17 protein-coding genes and 1 riboswitch are annotated in these 21747 nt (G+C 43.2%); of the genes, 16 read left to right on the top strand and 1 reads right to left on the bottom strand.

Annotated elements, in window-relative coordinates:
- Positions 1-145: 145 nt before the first annotated feature.
- The 16 genes from NST34_RS27470 (at position 146) to NST34_RS27395 (ending at position 19542) form a co-directional block, all read left to right on the top strand.
- Positions 146-934: an isocitrate lyase/PEP mutase family protein gene (locus NST34_RS27470; protein WP_341129160.1), complete on the top strand. Its 789-nt coding sequence runs from the start codon at positions 146-148 to the stop codon at positions 932-934.
- 7 nt (positions 935-941) lie between these two features.
- Positions 942-2006, top strand: coding sequence for a bifunctional transcriptional activator/DNA repair enzyme AdaA (locus NST34_RS27465; RefSeq protein ID WP_076285299.1), 1065 nt, complete (start codon positions 942-944; stop codon positions 2004-2006).
- A 193-nt stretch (positions 2007-2199) separates the two neighbouring features.
- On the top strand, positions 2200-3729 hold the full coding sequence (locus NST34_RS27460; RefSeq protein WP_076285333.1) for a response regulator: 1530 nt from the start codon (positions 2200-2202) through the stop codon (positions 3727-3729).
- A gap of 28 nt (positions 3730-3757) precedes the next feature.
- Positions 3758-5563, top strand: coding sequence for a sensor histidine kinase (locus NST34_RS27455; protein WP_076285332.1), 1806 nt, complete (start codon positions 3758-3760; stop codon positions 5561-5563).
- 15 nt (positions 5564-5578) lie between these two features.
- A complete protein-coding gene (locus NST34_RS27450) occupies positions 5579-7117 on the top strand; it encodes a response regulator transcription factor (protein ID WP_341129159.1) in 1539 nt (512 codons plus the stop codon).
- Between the two features lie 115 nt (positions 7118-7232).
- Complete coding sequence (locus NST34_RS27445) at positions 7233-8936, top strand: sugar ABC transporter substrate-binding protein (protein WP_341129158.1); 1704 nt, start codon at positions 7233-7235, stop codon at positions 8934-8936.
- A gap of 84 nt (positions 8937-9020) precedes the next feature.
- Positions 9021-9989, top strand: a complete 969-nt coding sequence (locus NST34_RS27440) for an ABC transporter permease (RefSeq protein WP_076285296.1) — start codon at positions 9021-9023, stop codon at positions 9987-9989.
- A gap of 59 nt (positions 9990-10048) precedes the next feature.
- Positions 10049-10951: a carbohydrate ABC transporter permease gene (locus NST34_RS27435; RefSeq protein WP_143759544.1), complete on the top strand. Its 903-nt coding sequence runs from the start codon at positions 10049-10051 to the stop codon at positions 10949-10951.
- Between the two features lie 47 nt (positions 10952-10998).
- Complete coding sequence (locus tag NST34_RS27430; protein ID WP_341129157.1) at positions 10999-12531, top strand: glycoside hydrolase family 43 protein; 1533 nt, start codon at positions 10999-11001, stop codon at positions 12529-12531.
- Between the two features lie 28 nt (positions 12532-12559).
- Positions 12560-13579, top strand: coding sequence for an endo-1,4-beta-xylanase (locus tag NST34_RS27425; RefSeq protein WP_341129156.1), 1020 nt, complete (start codon positions 12560-12562; stop codon positions 13577-13579).
- 114 nt (positions 13580-13693) lie between these two features.
- Complete coding sequence (locus tag NST34_RS27420; protein ID WP_076300403.1) at positions 13694-14488, top strand: Nif3-like dinuclear metal center hexameric protein; 795 nt, start codon at positions 13694-13696, stop codon at positions 14486-14488.
- A gap of 84 nt (positions 14489-14572) precedes the next feature.
- A complete protein-coding gene (locus tag NST34_RS27415; RefSeq protein WP_170880375.1) occupies positions 14573-14746 on the top strand; it encodes a hypothetical protein in 174 nt (57 codons plus the stop codon).
- 221 nt (positions 14747-14967) lie between these two features.
- Positions 14968-15152, top strand: a riboswitch (cyclic di-AMP (ydaO/yuaA leader).
- Positions 15153-15258: 106 nt separating this feature from the next.
- A complete protein-coding gene (locus tag NST34_RS27410; RefSeq protein WP_042191701.1) occupies positions 15259-16068 on the top strand; it encodes an alpha/beta fold hydrolase in 810 nt (269 codons plus the stop codon).
- Between the two features lie 156 nt (positions 16069-16224).
- Positions 16225-17283, top strand: a complete 1059-nt coding sequence (gene selD, locus NST34_RS27405) for a selenide, water dikinase SelD (RefSeq protein WP_076285292.1) — start codon at positions 16225-16227, stop codon at positions 17281-17283.
- A gap of 57 nt (positions 17284-17340) precedes the next feature.
- Positions 17341-18378, top strand: coding sequence for a tRNA 2-selenouridine(34) synthase MnmH (gene mnmH / locus NST34_RS27400; RefSeq protein ID WP_076285291.1), 1038 nt, complete (start codon positions 17341-17343; stop codon positions 18376-18378).
- A 51-nt stretch (positions 18379-18429) separates the two neighbouring features.
- A complete protein-coding gene (locus tag NST34_RS27395; RefSeq protein WP_076285290.1) occupies positions 18430-19542 on the top strand; it encodes a cysteine desulfurase family protein in 1113 nt (370 codons plus the stop codon).
- 140 nt (positions 19543-19682) lie between these two features.
- Here NST34_RS27395 and NST34_RS27390 read toward each other — a convergent pair whose 3' ends face one another.
- Positions 19683-21593: an exosporium glycoprotein BclB-related protein gene (locus NST34_RS27390; RefSeq protein ID WP_341129155.1), complete on the bottom strand. Its 1911-nt coding sequence runs from the start codon at positions 21591-21593 to the stop codon at positions 19683-19685.
- Between the last annotated feature and the right edge of the window lie 154 nt (positions 21594-21747).

Raw genomic sequence — 21747 nt, 5'->3', positions numbered from 1 at the left:
TCGATGGTATGATCAGGTCCTTATAGGATGAGATCATCAATCGGTGTTTTTTTTTGCGAAAAAAGATTGGTGTTAATTTTTCTGGTATGGCGAATCATTGTCTATTATATAGTGGTGCTATTCTATTTAATGGAGATGACCACTGATGAACAGAAATGACTATGACTATTTTAAGTCTTTGCACGATCAAGAAAATCCGCTAATGCTATATAACTGCTGGGATGTAGCTTCGGCTAAAGCGATAGAAAAAGCCGGTTCAAAGGCTATAGCCACAAGCAGCTTCGCTATGGCGGATGCATGGGGGTATTCGGATGGTGAACAGCTCTCATTTGAGCAGCTACTGTGGGCTGTTACGAGAATAGCAGAACATGTATCTGTGCCATTGACGGTAGATATTGAAGGTGGGTATGCTGTAAATGAAGAGTCCTTAGCCAATAACATAGAACAATTATTCCAGCTAGACATCTGTGGGATTAATTTTGAGGATCAAAAGGTGAATCATCCGGACGATGAATTATGGGCAATCGAGGAACAAAGTCATCGTATTCGAAGTATACAGCAAGTGGCAGCCAAACTTCAGAAGAAGGTGTTTATTAACGCCAGAACCGATCTCTTTTTCAAAAATGGGAAGCATTCTTTGGATTTAGTGAATGAAGCAATTGAGCGTACCTGTGCTTACGCTGCTGCTGGAGCGGATGGAATTTTTATACCGGGACTCACCGATCGAAACTTGATTGAATATTTTGTGCAGCAGTCGCCACTGCCTGTAAATGTTATGGTGATGGATGGTATGATTTCAAATGCTGAATTGCAGGAGCTTGGCGTAAAAAGAATTAGCTATGGACCGTATAGTTACTTTCAAGCACAGCATCATCTTCAAGACGATGCCCGGTCCATTCTGCAGCCACCCGCACATTATTTAGAAATGAGCTAACGACACTATGATCACGAATAAACAGCAAATCGATAAATATTATGAGATGTTAGTCGAAAAAAACTCCAATTATGAAGGTGTATTTTTTGTCGGCGTAAAAACAACAGGTATTATGTGCAGGCCAACTTGCCCCGCTAAAAAGCCTTATAAAGAAAATTGTGAGTTTTTCGCAACAGCCAAAGAAGCTTTGTTAGCGTCTTATAGACCTTGTAAAAGATGCCAGCCTTTGTCTAATCCCACGAAAATGTCCTTAGAAGTAAAGCTTCTTGTCGAAGCTATTGAGCGTAATCCGGAAAGAAAATGGACCGATAAAGATTTTGATGAGCTGTCGATAAGTGCAAATACAGCACGCCGGCAATTTAAGAAGCAATTTGGGATGACCTTTATTGAATATGCACGTTCCAGACGTTTAGGGCTGGCATTCAAACATATCAGGAATGGGGATTCTATCATAAACGTACAACTGGACAGCGGGTATGATTCGAGTAATGGGTTTAGGGATGCTTTTTCAAGAACGATGGGAACGGTCCCGAATCACTCCAAGCAGATTAAAGTGCTGTACTGTACCTGGATAGAAACGATATTAGGATCTATGCTTGCGATTGCAGATGAAGAGTACCTTTTACTGCTGGAATTCGTGGATCGAAAGGGACTTGAGAACGAGATTAAGAGATTACGTACCCGCTTAAATGCAACTCTTTTGCCTGAAAAGGTACCGGTGCTAGAGCAAATTGAAGAGGAATTAACTCTTTATTTCGAAGGGGGACTTACGGAGTTTAAATCACCGATTCGTTATTTAGGCTCTGATTTTCAGCAAAAGGTATGGAATGAACTTCGAAGAATTCCTGTAGGCCAGACGGTCTCTTACAAGGAGCTTGCAGAGAATATAAACAACCCTTCGGCTTGTCGAGCTGTAGCCAGAGCTAATGGAGCGAATCAATTATCGATCTTGGTTCCGTGTCATCGCGTGATTAATAGTAATGGTGAATTAGGGGGCTACGGCGGCGGCATTGCAAGAAAAGAATGGTTAATCAATCACGAGAACAACCTTAGTTCGAAGGTAGCTTATTAACTAAAAACATACTGAACTCGATGTGTCTGAAAGTCTGGATACGTCGTTTTTTTATGCTTTTACCAGATTTAAAAGTACTGTTTTAAGCAAAAGAAGGGAAAATTATGAATTCACAACAATATCCAATTGTGTTAGCATAATATATATTTTCATAAGAAAGCGAGCCTTATCTTAGGAGATTGGAGTGAACATCATGCTGAAGGTTCTGATCGTGGATGATGAGCCCTGGGTGCTTGAAGGGCTGAGAACGATGATTAACTGGGAAAAATATGGCTTTGAAGTGTGCGCGGAAGCCCATAATGGCTCAGAAGCATTGAGACTTATACAAGAATATAAACCGGAACTGGTCCTAACGGACATTAATATGCCGGTTATTAACGGTCTCGAGCTTATCGCAAAATTGAATGAAGTGATGACAAAGCCTCCGAAATTTGTGGTATTGACTGGGTATGATGACTTTAAATATGCACGTACGGCATTGCAGCAACGAGTGAATGACTATTTATTAAAACCTATTGATGATGAAGAAATAGAGTCCTTATTAAGCAGGATTACGCCTATGATCCAAAATGAAATCGCTTCCAATGAGGAGCTTGATAAGAAGCAATTCTTTGTCGTAAATAATATCGTCAACCGCCTAATACAAGGCGAGTATAACGAAAATTTAGAGCTTCTAACCCAGAGCACGTTGAAGCTTCAAGCGAATGCAGAGATAATGTGTATTCTTATCGAACCAGCCATGTCCATCAATCCATTGCATTCACGGATCGTCGACTATTTTCCCAAGGAATGTACCCGTTTCTTTCAGGATCGGTCGGGAAGAACAGGGATCATTCTTGAGTCTGCTTCTATTGGGAATGAGAGTCTGGACGCTATCGTCAACCAGATTCGTTCGGATATCGCTGAACATTTACATGAACCGGTACTCCTGGCGATTAGCACTAGAATGGTAGGCATATGTTCGATTCGAGAAATCTATATGCAAGCACTTGATGTATGGAAACGAAAGACACATCAGCAGAAGAGGGGGATCTTTTATTATAGCGAGCTTAGGGTTCTAAAGAAGAAGGAACACCATAAGGATCACTTCAAACAGCTGCTGGATAAGGTCCTGGCAAATGATTTAGAACAGATACAACCTTGTGTAAAAGAAGCGTTCGCCTCTTTCGTAGAGAATCTGTTGACGATTGAAATCGTGCAAGCCCAAGTGGCTCATTTGGAGCTTACAATTTGTACACTTATAGCTCAAATGAATGGTACTCCAGATACGATGATGATAAAGATTCAGCAAGAATATGGAAATTTAGGGGAATTAAATGATTATTTTGCATTAAGCCGCTATGTTCAAAGTCTATGTATGCTGGCGACGGTCTATCTATCTGAATTAGAGCAGCAGAATGAACAAAATACGATTTACAAGGTGATTCAGTGTGTGGATCGTGAATTTCGGAATAAATTGAAGCTTCAGGATTTAGCACGGCAATTTCATATCAATTCTACCTATTTGGGACAGCTATTCAGGAAACAAACGGGGCAGGGCTTTAGTGAATATTTAAATGCCAAAAGGATTGAGGAAGCCAAAAGTCTGCTTAAGCGAACGCAGCTGAAAATATCGGATATTGCGGTGCAGGTGGGATTCTCAAACACAGACTATTTTATTGATAAGTTCAAGCTGATTGTAGGGGTAGTCCCATCGGTTTATAAAAATGAAAATAAAAACTAATAGCTCTAGGGGAAGCAAGGTGTTTCGTATGGAGAGAAAAAAATTTAGATTTAGAAAAGTAGTGAATGACATTCCACTGAACTATAAATTTTCCCTCATTTACGTTATAGGCGTTCTACTCCCTATTATTATTATTAACCTTGTTTTCTTGGATCGGATTTCCGATTTGATCAAATCCAGAGAACAGCAAAACTTAGAAATCTCTTTAGAGAGGGCCAGAAAGGATATTCAAGATTTCATTGAGGGTGGAGTAGCAGTTAGTTATACGCTGTCCTCGGATAAGAATCTGTATGAATTGCTAGAGCGGAGGTATGGGAACTTGATTGAATTTTATGACACCTTCGACGAACAGCTTCGAGATCGGATGAACAGTTATATGCCAGTTAACAATCAACTTGAACGAATTACTGTATTTACGAATAATGACTCCATTGTTTCCGGTAGTAACTATCAGGTCATCACGGACAAGGTAAGGGAGAGTGAGTGGTATAAGCAGTTCAGTGCTGCGAATAAACATATGTTTCTTGCTGCTTATCAAATGAGCGCAGCGCCTAATGTGGCTTCTAATGCCCCGTATTTAAGTGTAATTGAGCGAATGGATGTATACAGCTCACTGAATACCTATGAGAAGCTGCTTAGAATTGACCTGGATCTCAGTAAAATATATGACATTATAATTAGAGAAAAGGATTATTTGAGTCTTTACCTGGTTAACGGGCAGGATGAAATCATTATGTCTGCTCAGAGCGGGTATCAGAGGGGTACGAAGGATCCTTATCCTGTGTTCGAGCTTCAGGATGATGAGCACAAGGAAGACATACATATTGTACCCGTTGGCGGGGCTAGTTATATAAAAAGCTGGCGAATTATAGGGGTTACGCAAGGGGAGCGTATTGCTCAGGCGATTATGGAGATTCGAATTTATGCGGGTATTTTGGCGTCCATTGTCACCTTGCTCACAACCGCCTTTTTATATGTGATGTTAAGATCGTACAATTATCGGGTGAAACGGTTGTCTAGGCATATGCAGAAAGTAACGAATGAGAAATTCGATCTTATTCAAATCGATGAAGGACAAGATGAGATTGGTGACTTGATTCACAACTTTAATAGAATGACCACTAAAATTAATTCTCTAATTAACGATGTATACAAACTAGAGATTCAAAAGAATAACCTGGAGATGGAAAGAGTAAGGGCTGAACTGAATTTTTTGCAAAGTCAGATGAATCCCCATTTTCTCTTCAATACTTTAAATGCCATTTTAGTGGTCTGTACCAAAAATAATTATTCGGACGTTACAGACATCATTAAGAGTTTATCCAAGTTGCTCAGAAGACTACTTAGCTGGAAAGAAGATCTCGTTACATTGGAAGAAGAAATGACGTTCATTGAGATGTATCTGAAAATAGAAAAATTCCGGTTCAGAGATAAATTTGACTATCAATTTGAGATCGATGAGCAGTCGCTGCAATATAAAATTCCAAAGCTAAGCATGCAGCCGTTAGTAGAAAATTCCTGTAAGCATGGTCTGCAGGCCATAGAAGGACTCGGTATCATTAAAGTAAAGACGGAAATCGAGGATGGTCGTTTGCAAGTTACGATTTCAGATAACGGCAAAGGGATCGAACCAAGCCAGCTTAAAGAAATTTTATTTAATGTTCAAAATGAAGAAGCCTCCTCAGGAACGAATATCGGAATCCGCAACGTGTATCGCAGACTGGAACTATATTATGAAGATCAGGTTCGCTTTGAAATCAGCAGTGTCCCGAATGAAGGGACTGTTGTCACGTTTGGCATTCCGCTAAAGCTCCTGGAACGAAAAAATAGCTAGAAGGTGAGGGAGCCTATGAAATACAAAGTATTGTTGATCGATGATGAGCCTAGTGCTCTTGAGGGGATGCAGCTATGGATAGACTGGCAGGCGCTTGGCTTTGAAGTATGTGGAACCTCCAGTAATGGCAAAGAGGGCTTACAGTTAATAAAGCAGCTACTGCCGGATCTTGTCATTACAGATGTAAATATGCCGCTAATGAATGGTCTGGAAATGGTTTCCGCCTGGCAGCAAGAGGAGACTAAACCGATTAAGTTTGCCATACTAAGCGGTTATAGTGAGTTTGAATATGCTAAGACAGCTATACGTTATGGCATTAACCATTATCTGATGAAACCGCTTTTCGAAGAAGAGGCGTCAGAAGAATTGAAGGAGATATATCGGGAATTAGAACAGGAAACTCAGAAGCGAAGCTTAAATCAAATGGCAAACTCAGAGGAAGTTGTCTCTCTTCTTAAGAGCATTCTGAATGAGAAGGCAGAAGATAAGTCAGACTTTACAGTTCTTACACGTCTATCGGAAGGCAAAAGCCTTTGGAATATTTGTTTACTACAGACAGACCCGACGATGTATACGGAAATCAGAGAGAAAGCAGTAGCTCTCCTAACGAATACGGAATCGATGTTTCTGATCGATCTGGAGGCTTTTTGCTTTGGAATCGTATACGGCTATCCTTCGGAGTCTGATGAGGGTGCCGCAATATATCCTGCAGTAGCTCCCTTGCTGAATGAACACCCTAAGCAAGCCATGTATATTGCAGTAGGGGATAGCGAGGGCTCTTTGCTTCAAATTGCGAATAGCTACCGAACGGCGAAAGAAGCGTTAATGTATTATTTTTATAATTCGGATCATTCAGGATTCTTGACCTATCAGGGAACCAAAGATAGTCCCTTCAGCTATCACTATGATCAAATTCAACTGATGGATGACTTAATGAGGCCTATTAACACACTGGACATAAAAGGCTTTAAACAAGCTGTGGGCTTGGCCTCTCGCAGTTTTCGTGAGATGCGCATCGCTCCAGAGGTTGTGAAGAAGATCGTTATTCATATTATGTATAAGATCGTTGAGTTTACTTCGAAAGCTAGTGAAGTTCAGGTATCCTCCTTGTTAACCCAAATAACAATCCCCGAAATACGGGACTCGATGATGAAGTTGAACGATTTAATGCGTAATCTTTTATCATGTGGTGAGGCGAGTATTGATATTCTTCTAAAAGAACAAATCCAAAAATCACAGGGGATTGTACAGGAAATCAACAACTATATTGAAGCGCATTATCACGAAAATCTTACAATTAAAAAGCTGTCGGAGGTATTCTTCCTGCATCCAGTGTATCTGGGACAATTATTGATCAAGAAGAATGGCATTCATTTTAATGAGCAGCTGCATGACCTCCGGATTAAGGAATCTGCGCGTTTACTTCAACACAATAAGCTGAAAAACTGTGAGATCGCCGAGAAAGTAGGGTATTCCAATTATAGTCAGTTTCTCAAACAATTTGAAAAGAAGATGAAGATGAGCCCTAATGAATTTAAACATACGAATACCTAAACTTTTTGGGGGTACACCTTTAGTTCTGGTGTATTATCAATGGCATCATCACCTCTATAATTTAACTTGTAAGGGCTTACAATATGGTTACACCAACAAAATATGGAGGTGCTTTATGGGGGGCAAGTCAATATCAAAGTTCAAACTTAGTCTGATTGCTGTGTTATCCCTAAGTTTTGCTCTAGCAGGGTGCGGTGGAAATAACAGCGGTAATACTGCTAAGGGGGAAAACAAACCGGCAGAAACAACAGCTGCAACTGCAGCTGGAACCGATGACAAGAAGGTAGAGCCTTTTGAAGTTAGTATCTTTCTTGGAGAAGCAGGTCAGCAACCCACACCAGATAACAAAATTTACAAGATGATCAAAGAAAAAACAGGCGCATCATTCAATTTTGAATTCTTGGCTGGAGACCTTAAACAGAAGCTTGGCGTTATGATTGCCGGTTCGGATTATCCAGATCTGATGAGTTCCAATACCCAACTGACGGCAGCAGGTGCATTTATTCCTCTCGAGGACTTAATTGAAGAACACGCTCCGAATTTGAAAGCGCATTACGCAGCTTACTGGAACATGATGAAGGATCCCAATGATGGACACATTTATACACTTCCAAACTATGGTGCGTACAATGGTGAGATGAATACAACCTATTACTCTGGCCCAGCTTTCTGGATTCAGAAAGCTGTACTTAAAGATGCCGGTTATCCAACGGTTAAAACTTTGGACGAGTATTTCGATCTTATCGTGAAATATAAAGAGAAAAATCCAACCATTGATGGTCAACCAACAATTGGGTTTGAGATTCATAACAAAGACTGGAGAAACTGGGGATTGTTTAACGCTCCTCAGCATCTGATCGGTCATCCTAATGATGGCGGAGTAGTAGTTAAGGATAACGTAGCAGAAATCTTTGCGGATAAAGACTATGCAAAGCAGTACTATAAAAAACTTAATGATATGAATGCGTTGGGTATTATTGATAAAGAAGCATTTGTAATGGATTATGACCAATATTTAGCTAAATTGTCTAGCGGAGCCGTACTGGGAATGTTTGATCAGCACTGGAACTTTGGTAAAGCAGAAGATTCACTCAAGACACAAGGGAAAGATATGAGCACTTATGTAGGTCTGCCTCTTGTGTATGATACTAACACCAAAGATTATTATCTGGATCGTCCTGCTCTTAACTTGAATAATGGATTCGGGATTACTGTCAATGCTAAGGATCCAGTGAGAATCCTTAAACTTATGGACACATTGATTCAAGAAGATTGGCAAAGAACCCTCACTTGGGGGATTGAAGGCGAAGATTATCAAGTGGTAGACGGTCGCTTTATAAGAAACCAGGAGCAACGGGATAACGCAGTTGATGCTACATGGAAGCTAAGTAACAAAGCAGAAGCTTGGTATGCTACCGCTCCGAAAATGCAAGGGTACTTTGCAGACGGTAACTCAACGGATGCGGCAGCCCAACCAGAAGAATATAAAGCAGGGTTGGAAGCGTATGACAAGGAAGTTCTTGAAGCATATGGATTCAACAGTTATGTAGATTTCTTCAGTAAGCCTGGACCGAACCCAGTGGCTTATCCTGCTTGGTCGATAGATCTTGTTGAAAATTCTCCAGCAAAAATTGCCGATACGAAGATGGGAGAAGTTAAGACCAAGTACCTGCCAAAAGCAATCTTGGCTAGCCCTTCCGATTTCGATAAAGTTTGGACTGAATTTGTTGGAGAACTTCATAAAGCGGATATTAAAGCTTACGAAGACAGAATCAATGAACAGCTTAAATGGAGATTTGATACTTGGAGTGTTAAATAGTTAGAGCTTGCTTAAAAATCAGAAAGTGGTGGCTTATTAGCCAACCACTTTCTGAAATATATGGATGATGTGGGGAGAAAATATATGGATGAGATTTTAACGGGAAAAAAAGTTAACCGGCATCCTAAAAGAAAAAAGAAGCAACCGATTACTATGACCTTGATTAAGAATCAGAAACAGCTGATTTGGATGTCAGTTCCATTGCTGCTGTATATTGTACTATTTGCGTACGTACCTGTTTGGGGATGGACAATGGCTTTTCAGGATTATAAACCAGCTAAGGCATTTGGCGAACAGACATGGGTCGGCTTGAAACACTTCAAGTTTCTATTTACGGATGATACCTTTTTAAGGGTACTACGAAACACACTGGCTATGGGATTAATTAATTTCTTTCTAGGATTTATAACCGCGATAACATTGGCCTTACTTCTTAATGAAATCAAAAATGTATTTTGGAAAAGAACCGTGCAGACCATATCCTACCTACCTCACTTTCTTTCCTGGATTATTGTAACAGGGATTGTAGGTGTCTCCCTCTCGGTTAACGACGGGATTATCAACATCGTGCTCATGAAATTACATCTTATCGATTCACCAATCCTTTGGTTGAGTGAAGGGAAGTATTTCTGGGGTATTGTGGGTGCTTCAACCGTCTGGAAAGAGGTTGGATGGAGTACAATCATCTACTTGGCTGCTATGGCTTCTATAGATCCAGCTTTATATGAGGCTGCTGAGATTGATGGGGCTAACCGGTACAAAAAAATGTTCAATGTAACATTGCCGGGAATTAAACCAACCATTGTAATCCTGATGATCATGTCCATAGGACATGTACTGGATGTCGGATTTGAGGTTCCGTACTTGTTAGGGAACGGGCTTACTGTAGACTGGTCGGATACGATTGATATATTTGTATTGAAATACGGGATTGGGCAAGGGAATTACTCCTTAGCCACTGCGGGAGGCATATTTAAAACAGTCGTAAGTGTAACGTTACTGCTTTTAGCTAACTGGACGTCGAAGCGGCTAGGGGAAGAGAGGCTGTTATAATCATGGAAAAAACTCAATTAATACCTCAGAAATCTCCAAAAAGTAATAGTAGAAAACGTATGAGAATTATAGGGATCGAACCAGTAGTGTTCGGTACCTTCAATACTATCTTTATGATATGTCTAGTCATTGTTACCTTGTATCCATTCTTGAATACTATAGCAGTTTCCTTAAATGAGGGGAATGATACCATCCGCGGCGGCATTTATCTATTGCCTAGGGAGTGGACTATACAGAACTACAAAGCTGTTTTTGCCTCTGGTACAATTATTCCTGCTTTTTGGATCTCGGTAGCACGAACAGTGATATCTACGATCCTGAATCTATTTTTAACCACAATGCTTGCTTATACTTTAAGCCGGAAAGAATATGTTTTCCGCAAGCAGATTACCTTTGTTTTCGTCCTAACCATGTATTTTAATGCGGGTCTGATTCCAAACTATTTCCTAATTAAGGATCTTCATTTGCTTAATACATTTTGGGTATATGTAATACCGACTATGATAAGTGCATTTAATATGATCGTCATCCGTACTTATATTGGTAGCATACATGAAAGTCTTATGGAATCCGCGAGAATCGACGGTGCCGGGGAATTTAAGATTTTCATGAAAGTAGTCTTCCCTTTATGTAAACCTGTTCTTGCTACCATTGCCCTTTTTGTCGCGGTAGGTGCATGGAACTCATGGTTTGATGCTTTTATCTACACCTCTTCCCGCCAGCACTTGAGTACATTGCAGTATGAATTAATGAAACTAATACAATCTAGTATGAATGCGAACAGTAGCGCAAGTGTAGCTAACGGGGCAGGGGTAACTGCGGAGTCAGCGGGGTCAATGGTAACTCCAAAGTCCATTCGTGCAGCCGTTACTATCGTTGCTTCGGTTCCGATTCTGCTAGTCTATCCATTCATGCAAAAGTACTTTGTAGTTGGAATGAACGTAGGAAGCGTGAAGGAATAAGTAGCTTGCACCCACTATTAAATAATAGGAAGGTTGTTTGTTGAATTATGACTCCATCTCCAATCACATACACGAACCCAATACTTCCAGGTTTTTATCCAGATCCTAGCATCACTCGAGCAGGGGATGATTTCTACTTGGTGTGTAGCTCCTTTGAATATTTTCCTGGGGTGCCTATCTTTCACAGCCAGGACTTGATTCACTGGACACAAATTGGTCATGTATTAGATCGTGTAAGTCAGCTAGATACACGTAAGAGCAAAAGCTCTGGAGGTATATTTGCTCCAACCATCCGGAATCATGAAGGAACGTTTTACATGATAACGACCGAAATACACGGGAAGGGAAATTTTTATGTTACGGCTACGGACCCAGCGGGTCCGTGGTCAGATCCAATCATTATTCCTTATGGAGGCATTGACCCTTCTCTAATGTTTGATGAGGATGGAAAGGTATATGTAACTACCCAGCAGGGGGCAGACTATGATTCCCACGCCATTCAATATGAGATTGATATTGCTACAGGAGCAGCATTAACAGAACCTGTTGTCATCTGGACTGGGGATGGTGGACCTTGGACGGAAGGACCACATTTGTACAAAATTAACGGAATGTATTATATCATGTCTGCTTCAGGCGGCACGGCAAAGGAACACCGAGAAATTATCGGTCGTTCTTCCTCCCCTTACGGTCCTTTTGAAAGATTAGAGCAACCGATATTGACCCATCGCGGGACTGATAGTCCCATTCAGTATCTAGGACATGCTGATCTGATCGAAGATCGTAACGGGGATTGGTGGGCCGTATTCCTTGGAGTACGTCTAGTAGATTCCAAGTATACAATGCTAGGAAGAGAGACCTTTCTTGCCCCTGTAACGTGGAATGAAGACGGATGGCCGATGATTGATAATAACGAAGATATCGTAGGAGTGGATATGAAGGTTCCGCGTGTACCGGGTCAATCACCAAAGCCTGCGCTAAGCGGAAGGTATGACTTTGAAGACGATGTATTACCGTTCGCAATGACCTTTCTTCGTAATCCCGCTGAGGCAAGCTGGTCTCTAAATGAACGCCCGGGATGGTTATCTCTTCGGGGTCAATCTAAGGGTCTCAGTGATATAGGACAGGTGGCCTTTATAGGAAGAAGACAGCAGCATACTTCAGCAGAATGGAGTACATTACTGGATTTTAACCCTACCGTGGACGGTGAAGAGGCTGGACTTTGTGCTAGATTGGATGAGCATGCACATTATGAGGTTGGCTTGGTGCAAAAAGATGGCCACAGAGTCATTGCAGCACAATTAACTATTGATGGAATAACCCGTGTAGAAGCAGAAGTACCAATTACAGCTGAGCGAATTTATCTGAAAATACAGGCGGAGCTTACCGAATACACCTTATTGTTCTCCTTGGATGGGCAGGAATGGAATAAGCTATCTACAGCGGCAGCATACCCATTATCCCCACAGGCCGTAAAAGGAAATGGATTTACAGGTGTTCTTATCGGTTTATATGCGACAGGTCATGGTAAAGTAGCTGAGGTACCTGCCCACTTTGATTGGTTCGATTATCGGTCATAATGAATAGCGTTTGTTAGGAGGGAACTTGTTGAGACAAGCTAGTGATTTTACAGAGCCTGCACTAAAGACAGTGTTCGCAGAGGATTTCAAGATTGGCGCAGCCGTCAACCCATTAACTATCCAATCACAGGAGCATTTGCTTGCTTATCATTTCAACAGTATTACCGCTGAGAACGAGATGAAATTTGAAAGTCTGCATCCACTTGAGGACACTTATAACTTTAGGGCAGCAGACCAGCTGGTTGCCTTCGCCAGGGAACATCATATGGCGATGCGCGGACATACCTTGATTTGGCACAACCAGACAACGGACTGGCTGTTTGAGGATAAGGGCGGAGGACCTGTAAGCAAAGAGATTCTGCTTGCACGAGTTAAATCACATATTCAGACCGTTGTAGGACGTTATAAGGAAGAAATTTATGCTTGGGATGTTGTAAACGAGGTAATCGCTGATGAGGGAGAAGAACTTCTTCGCCAGTCGAAGTGGCTCGACATTGTTGGCCCGGACTTTATCGCCAAAGCGTTTGAATTCGCGCATGAAGCCGATCCAAAGGCTTTGTTGTTCTACAATGACTATAACGAATCCCATCCATTAAAGCGTGACAAAATCTATAAACTGGTGAAGTCGCTATTGGAACAAGGCGTGCCGATCCATGGCGTCGGATTGCAGGCACACTGGAATTTATACGATCCTAGTCTGGATGATATTCGTACAGCGATCGAAAAATATGCATCCTTAGGACTTCAGCTCCAACTGACAGAGCTGGATGTATCCATGTTCCGTTTCGATGACAAACGAATGGACTTAAAGGCAGTACCTGCTGAGCTGCTCGAGCTTCAAGCAGATCGATATGAAGCGATGTTCGCACTGCTGAGAGAATACCGGGACGTGATTAGTTCGGTCACGTTCTGGGGAGCAGCGGATGACTATACCTGGCTGGATGATTTCCCTGTTCGTGGGCGGAAGAACTGGCCGTTCCTATTCGATGAAGCGCATAAGCCGAAGCCAGCTTTCCATCGAATTATCACCTCTGCTACGAAATCATAGAGTGGGCAAGCTGCTCAAATAATGAACTGTGAACCCGTCCTTATATCGTTAAGGGCGGGTTATTTATACGTTGATAGATTAGTAGGTAGAATAGATCTCAAAGGGCGGATTAAAGTGAGCGTGACAATTAGAACGATTCTGGAAGATTTAATAGGAGCCATGGAACAGATAGATGGGACTGTGGATACTCTTAAGCCGGGGAATCCGGAAATGGTGATTACAGGTATGGTTACGGCATTTTGCGCTACGCAATATGTTGTGGAACGAGCGGTTGCTATGAACGCCAATTTGTTGATCACACATGAAGGTGTGTTTTACAGTCATCATGAGACGAGCAAGTGGTTAGAGGCTGACCCTGTGTCTCGCGCGAAACGGAGTTTGATTGAGCGTTCTGAACTGGCTATTTTTCGTTATCATGATTATTGGCATCGGCATCAACCGGATGGGATCATGGTGGGCTTGCTACGAGAGCTTGAATGGTCAGCCTATGTGGTTGAGCAGCAATCCACTGCTACGATCCTATCGATTCCAGCTATGACGGTAAGTGAAGCGGCTCTGTATATAAAAAGAAAGCTAGGCATCTCCTATGTACGTGCTGCCGGAGACCTATCCCAGACATGCAGACAAGTGGGGATATTAGTAGGTTACAGAGGAGGTGGGACGATGGCTATTCCTCTTTTTAATCAGCATAATCTTGATTTAATTATTGCTGGCGAGGGCCCCGAATGGGAAACTCCAGAATATGTGAGGGATGCTGTCCACCAAGGCAGATCAAAAGCGCTGATTATGTTAGGTCATGCGGAAAGTGAAGCTCCAGGAATGAAATATTTAGCTGAAGTTCTGGCACAGAAATACCCAATGATTCCTACTTATTTTATTGCTGAACAACCGGTCTATCAGCTGGTTTAATTCGTATAAACCGAAATGAAGAATAAATTTGCATATTATGGAGAAAATGATTGGAAACCAGGTCACTGAGAAAGGAGTGCTTCAATGGAAATTCCTTTGGAGGCTGATGAAGTGTTAAGTCGTATCAAAAAGCTTCAAACCGATGGAAGCTCGATCAGCAAAAAACAAGTGAAGCAAAGCGATCCTGATCTTATGAGAAGTGCGCTGTTCTTTTTTCCGAGCTGGGAGCATGCATTGAAAAACGCCGATCTGTTGTAGCCATATGATTGTATAACGAAGCCGAGTGGTTCAGGGATTGATCTCTGATGGCCGCTCGGCTTTTTTTAGATATATTGAGTAAACAAGAGCAAAAGAAAGAGAAAACGAAGTGTATGCTCAATATGAAATGAAAAGCATGGCTTTCAACATTATTTTGCCCACGGCTCAACTTTACAAGAAACCTTACACGGAGTATGATTCATCACATAACTGACAATTACATAAGAAGTCCGCTTAATTTCCGTTAAGGAAAGCGGGGGAACCAACAACTGGGAACCAGTGTAACAATCGGTACTAGTTATGGGGTGAATCCTGTTCCAGGTGCAGAAATGCATCCATGCAGGTAGGGCAACTCTCACTGCCCGAATCCGACAGCTAACCTCGTAAGCGTATGGAGAGAGGATGAATGGCGTATTTGATGATGAATAGCCACAGAGAATCCCTCTGTGGTTTTTTGCTGCGTTAAAAAGCAGATATAGTTGTAGAACCTATCTATGAAAGAGGTGTTAACTTTGCCTATTGCTAAACTGAATGGAACTTCGCTCTATTACGAAATCAATGGAACAGGGGCTCCGGTTGTGTTTATCCATGGACATGGATTAACACATAGTATGTTCAAGCCACAATTGGAGTATTTTTCTGATAAATATAAAGTGATTCTGTGTGATTTACGGGGGAATGGCAAATCAGGTGAATTACTGCAGGCCCCAAACGAGATTATTGAAACCCAATGTCTAGATATAATTATGCTATTGAATGATTTGGGTATTCGTGAGGCTGTTTTTGTTGGGAGTGCCTATGGGGGGCTCGTCGTTCAGCATATTGCGAAACAATACCCAGAGCGAGTAAAAGCGATTGTTGTCGCGGATAGCTTTTGTAGAAGTCAGGCGTCAACGATAATTGGTAAAATCCAGCTTATGGCTGCTTATTGTAGCTGGTTAATGTATTACGCTCCAAGTGAGCTTGTACTGCCTTCGATTCGTATGATGTACCGGGAACGCTGGAATCTGGCTTATAACGAGATTAGAAGAGGACTTCTCGATAAACGTCCACGGGAATTGTATCGGCAAAGGCTGGCTACGAGCCATGTGGATTACACTAGATGCTTAAAGTCTTTTAAGCGTCCCGCCTTATGTATTGTAGGTGACTTTAGTGAATTTGGAGTTAATTGTATGAAGGATATGGTGTCTCAGCTGCCACATGCTCAGTTAGTGATCATCCCTAACGCATTAGATCCTAGTAATCTGTGTCAGCCGGAGAAATTTAATGCTATACTTCAGCGGTTTTTGGAGAAACAGCAGGAAACTCAGCAGATTAGTTGATCTTAGTGGTAAGTGAGAAATGAGAGGCGTCCCATAGCCGGGGAGTATGTACTGGCTACGGGGCGTTCTTCTGTATGTCTGTTTTTTGTACAATGCTGTCTACTGATGTAAGATTAAAGATATTCGATATTAACTATCTAAAGGAGCTGAGTCATGATGTCTCAAGCCGAAACCATAAAATTGACCTCATTATCTTCAAAAGGAGGCTGCGGCTGCAAAATCGGTCCCGCCGATCTCATGCAGGTTATTCGCAGTCTACCACCAACCGTTCCTAATCCGGATCTACTTGTAGGTCTGGATACCAGTGATGACGCTGGGGTATATCGATTAAGTGATGATCTAGCGTTAGTGCAAACTGTTGATTTTTTCACGCCGATCGTGGACGACCCTTATTCCTTTGGGCAAATTGCAGCAGCTAATGCGTTAAGTGATATTTATGCTATGGGCGGCAAGCCGCTTACAGTGCTTAATATTGTGGCCTTCCCTATTTCTGTTTTGGACAAAAGCATTCTCGGTGACATTTTGCGCGGTGCAGCAGATAAAGTGCAGGAAGCAGGAGCAACGCTTGTGGGCGGACATTCCATCGACGATAAAGAGCCTAAATTTGGATTGGCCGTTACGGGCCTTGTGCATCCGGACAAAGTAAGAACGAATGCAGGTGCGCAGGCAGGAGACAAGCTGATTTTGACTAAACCTATCGGTGTGGGCATCTTAACGACTTCTATTAAAAAGGATCAGCTATCCCCAGAAGAAACTACACGCCTTACGACAGTCATGTCTACATTGAATAAAAAAGCGGCTGAAATCATGGAGCCCTATGATGTACATGCTTGTACAGATGTTACCGGATTCGGGTTGCTTGGACATGCCTCGGAAATGGCAAAAGGGAGCAATCACGGACTGATTATTCGTCAAGGCAATGTACCGATGCTGCCAAGAGTAAGAGAGCTCGCGGAGCAGGGCTTTGTTCCAGGCGGCACTAAGAATAACTTTGCTCATTTGGAGGGCAGTATTCTTTATCCGGAAGAGATGGACCAATTAAGCCGCTATATTCTGTGTGATGCTGTGACTTCCGGTGGATTGCTGATCTCTGTTGCTCCTGAACAAAGTGAGGATTTGCTAAAAGAGTTAGTAGATGCAGGTGTAGAAGCAGCATTGATCGGAGAGGTAACGGAAGAGCATCCGGGTCTGATTGCAGTTATAGCTGCGCAATAACGCTGGAGTTCAGCTTAGAGGCGACCTAAGAAGTTAGCCACCAGAGGAGAGAGCGCATTGTTTCAGGATATTACATTGGAAGAACTAAGAGTGTTAAAGAATAAGAAGCAGATCACCGTTATCGACGTTCGATCTCCTTCTGAATATAAAGATGCAACGCTGCCGGATAGCTTGAATATTCCCTTTTTTGATGATGAGGAACGGGCTGAAGTAGGTACGTTGTATAAACAGACAAGTGTGCAGGCTGCGAAAGAACGCGGTTTGGAGATTGCTGCTGCGAAGCTACCTTCCTTTGTCAAAGAATTTGCTGCGATTCAAGGGGACAAGGCTGTATTCTGCTGGAGGGGAGGTATGCGCAGCCGTACAACTGCGACCGTACTTTCTTTAATGGATATTCACGCTTACCGATTGATTGGCGGCTATAAAGCTTACCGTAAATGGGTACTCGATGAACTGGAGTCCTATGAATTCAAGGCGAAGCCTTATGTCATTCATGGAAATACGGGTACAGGTAAAACAAACCTGCTGCACCGCCTGAAGGCACAGAGCTATCCTGTTTTGGATTTGGAAGGAATGGCAGGTCACCGCGGTTCTATCTTTGGCGAGATCGGACTTCATGCAAACAATCAAAAAACGTTCGATAGTCTTCTTATGGAGGAATTAATTAAGCTTGGGGATGCTCCTTATGTACTGTTTGAAGCGGAGAGCAAAAAGATTGGGAAGGTCGTAATGCCCCCATTCATGGCCGAGCAGAAAGAGATTGGAACACAAATTTGGATTGAGATGCCACTACAAGCCAGAGTGCAGCAAATCCTTGAGGATTATCGACCAGAAGAATATAAAGAACAGTGCATTTCAGCATTTCGAAGTATCAAATCACGAATTCATATCCCCATTGCGGCGGAAATCGAGCGTTGCTTGCAAGCTGATATGTTCGGAGAGGCTGTTGCGCTGCTGTTAGAATACTACTATGATCCTAAATACGATTATACGTCTACTCAGTATGAAGGCATTGAGAGAGTTACCTTTAAGGTGAACAATTTGGATGAAGCTGAGGCTGCGGTAATCTCTTTTTTAAGTAATCAGAAGGTATAAGCTTTATGTATCGTAAAGTATGAGGGGTTTAGAGGAGGCTCGGCTTAACAAATGATCTATTTAGACTATAACGCTACAACACCTGTAGATAAGGAAGTAGCAGAGGTTATGATTCCTTATCTTTATGGTCATTTTGGCAATCCTTCAAGCAGTCATTCTTTGGGACAAAAAGCTAAAGTCGGAATCGAGCGAGCAAGAACACAGGTGGCTAATTTCCTGAATTGTACGCCGGGTGAGGTGCTTTTTACAAGCGGGGGCAGCGAGTCGAATAATACCGTTATCAAGGGCGTCGCCCAAACGTATCGACATAAAGGCAATCACATTATTGTGTCTGCTGTGGAGCATCCTGCGGTAATTAAACCGTGTCAGTATCTGGAGCAGTTGGGCTACACGATTACTTATGTACCTGTTGACGCGTATGGAACGGTGCAGGTAGATGATGTGAAAAATCAGCTTACAGACCAAACTATACTAGTCTCCATTATGCACTCTAATAACGAAACGGGCACGATTCAGCCGATCAAAGAAATAGCTGAGGTCTGCCATGAACGGGGTGTCCTTGTACATACCGATGCTTCGCAGTCCGCTGGAAAAGTAGAGCTTGATGTGGCTGAGTTAGGGGTGGATTTTCTAACGCTGGCAGGCCATAAATTATATGCGCCAAAAGGGATTGGAGCATTGTACATCCGAGAGGGCATTCACATCGAGCCATTAATTCACGGAGCAGGGCATGAGCAGGGGAGACGCGCCGGAACGGAAAACACCCCTTATATTATTGGATTAGGAAAAGCCTGTGAGCTTGCTTCGGACTCTGCATCCAGAGAGCGTGTGAAAGAAGTAGCGGATTATTTCTACGATAGATTGCAGAAGGCATTTGGCGACAGAATTCACCTGAATGGTCATAGGCATAAGCGATTGCCCAACACGCTTAACGTTAGTTTTCTTGGAGCGGTGGGTCACGAAGTGATTGCTTCGCTGGAAGATGTGGCTGCCTCAACAGGCTCAGCTTGTCATTCTGGAGAAACATTGATTTCACCTGTTCTAAAGGCAATGAATGTCTCAGCAAGTATTGGGCAGGGAGCGGTTCGTTTTAGTGTGGGACGGTATACGACTAAAGCGGAGATCGATGAGGTTATCGGTAAGCTGAAAGAGTATTTGTTGTGAGTGGATTGCCAGGGATAGCTAAGTTTGCTCAATATCGTCTCTCCGGATCGAAAGATTAAGAAATTTTAATCGAATATTATAACAAAAGCATCTGTTACTCCTTTAGTGGGGAGGGCAGATGCTTTTGTTTGTGTTAGTGATTATACAATAGTAAAGCCTGCACTTGCATAACCAGTGACTGTATTTACAAGGGTAAGACCTGTAGCAGTGGCTGAGAATACCATAAGAAGACGTGTCTGCGGTGTTACAGCAAAATTGATACCATTCGTAATTCCGCTGACAAAAGTTCCTAAATTAATAGTACCAGTGATAGATGGAAGTGGTACTATTGCACCTGGAATAGGAGTAAATGTGTTATTTGGTGTGGCCGATTGGTACAATTGCGCTGTTACATTTATCGTAGTACCAAGAAGCGATAAAGCAATGGTATTACTGAAGTATGCAGCAATAGATGTTATCACTCCTGAACGAGGAACGGACATTGCAAAGTTGATAAGAGGTCCAAGAACAGTACCTGTCAAATCTATATTTCCACCAACAAGAGAAATGCCTGTGGCTGAACTTCCGAAGCCTATAAGGCTTGTTGTTCCCACCAAACCACCTAAAACCGTGGTCATAATAATTGGTCCACCAGATGCCAGTGGAATGATTGCGCCATCACCGGTTGCCCCAGTAACTCCTGTAACTCCGGTAACCCCCGTCGCACCAGTCGGACCAGCAAGCCCGGCAGTACCCGTAGCCCCCGTCGGACCAGCAAGCCCGGCAGTACCCGTAGCCCCCGTCGGTCCAGCAAGCCCGGCAGTACCCGTAGCCCCCGTCGGTCCAGCAAGTCCGGCAGTACCCGTAACCCCCGTCGCACCAGTCGGACCAGCAAGCCCGGCAGTACCTGTCGCACCCGTCGGCCCAGCAATTCCAGCAGTACCTGTCGCACCCGTCGCGCCAGCCAGCCCGGCAGTACCTGTAGCGCCTGTCGGTCCAGCAATTCCAGCTGTACCTGTAGCGCCTGTCGGTCCAGCAAGTCCGGCAGTACCTGTAGCGCCCGTCGGTCCAGCAAGTCCGGCAGTACCTGTCGCACCCGTCGCGCCAGCAATTCCAGCAGTACCTGTCGCGCCCGTTGCGCCAGCCAGCCCCGCAGTACCTGTCGCGCCCGTTGCGCCAGCCAGCCCCGCAGTACCTGTCGCGCCTGTCGCTCCAGTTGCCCCTGCTCCAGGACCTGGAGGTCCCTGTATACCTTGCGCCCCAGTCGCACCCGTCGCGCCTGTCCCGCCAACACCATATTCTCCTTGAGGACCCTGAGGACCCTGCGCCCCTTGAGGTCCTTGCGGACCAGTCGCACCTGTTGCTCCACCAGCAATTAGTAAATAATCTGATGAACTACCTGGTGTTCCTTTGGGTCCGGTAACAGTAGCTATATAAGTGCTGCCATTAAAGGTTACTACTTGACCCGCTGGATACAATGGGCTTTGTGCCGGATTAAAGACTACAATACCTTGCAGCCCAGCACCAGTGGCTCCTTGAGGACCCTGAGGTCCTTGAGGTCCTTGAGGCCCTTGAGTTCCTTGGGGTCCCTGAGGACCTTGTGGCCCCGTCGCACCCTTAATAGGTAAGCCGAGCGCTTGTGAAATAGAAGCTTGAATATGTCTGATTTGAATTACCAACTGATCTTTGCAATGAGAGTCTATTTTCGTGGCGAGGATAAAAGATAATAACTCGGCTAACAGCTGTTGAAGATTAGTACCCACGCTCACGACGGAGAAGGGACTGACCTCAGTAGATACAATGGTTATTTCTACTACAGAAAGAAGCTCCGTTCTAAAAGGGCTGCATATCCTAGCCTCATGCAAGAATTCCATGAGCTCTCTTAACACTCTTTGAAGATTGGAAATATGAAGTGTAGTGGGATTCGTAAGTGCGGGAGGTACCACTGTAGCAAGCTCTGTGACTATTTTTAATAGTGCAGCACACTCTCTTTTTCTGACAGGACTGCTTATTCTTCCTTGTTTGTTTAGGATAGCGTCACCTTTGAATGGTCTATGATAATGATCTGACATGCTTCTGTATCTCCTCCTTGAGCTTCTCCTTTTCATACCTTTAAAAATTGGGAACCTGCCCAATCAGCATATTCAGAGAAGCTGAAGTTGTTACAGTAATCGCTCTGGAAGTCGATACACATGAACCTACATTAAAAAGGCAAGCCACCGCTAA

The sequence above is a fragment of the Paenibacillus sp. FSL H7-0714 genome (genome assembly GCF_038003765.1).
In the GTDB taxonomy this organism is placed as follows: Bacteria; Bacillota; Bacilli; order Paenibacillales; family Paenibacillaceae; genus Paenibacillus_AQ.
The sequence above is the reverse complement of the archived record's forward strand: the minus strand, read 5'-3'. Positions and strand labels throughout refer to the sequence as shown.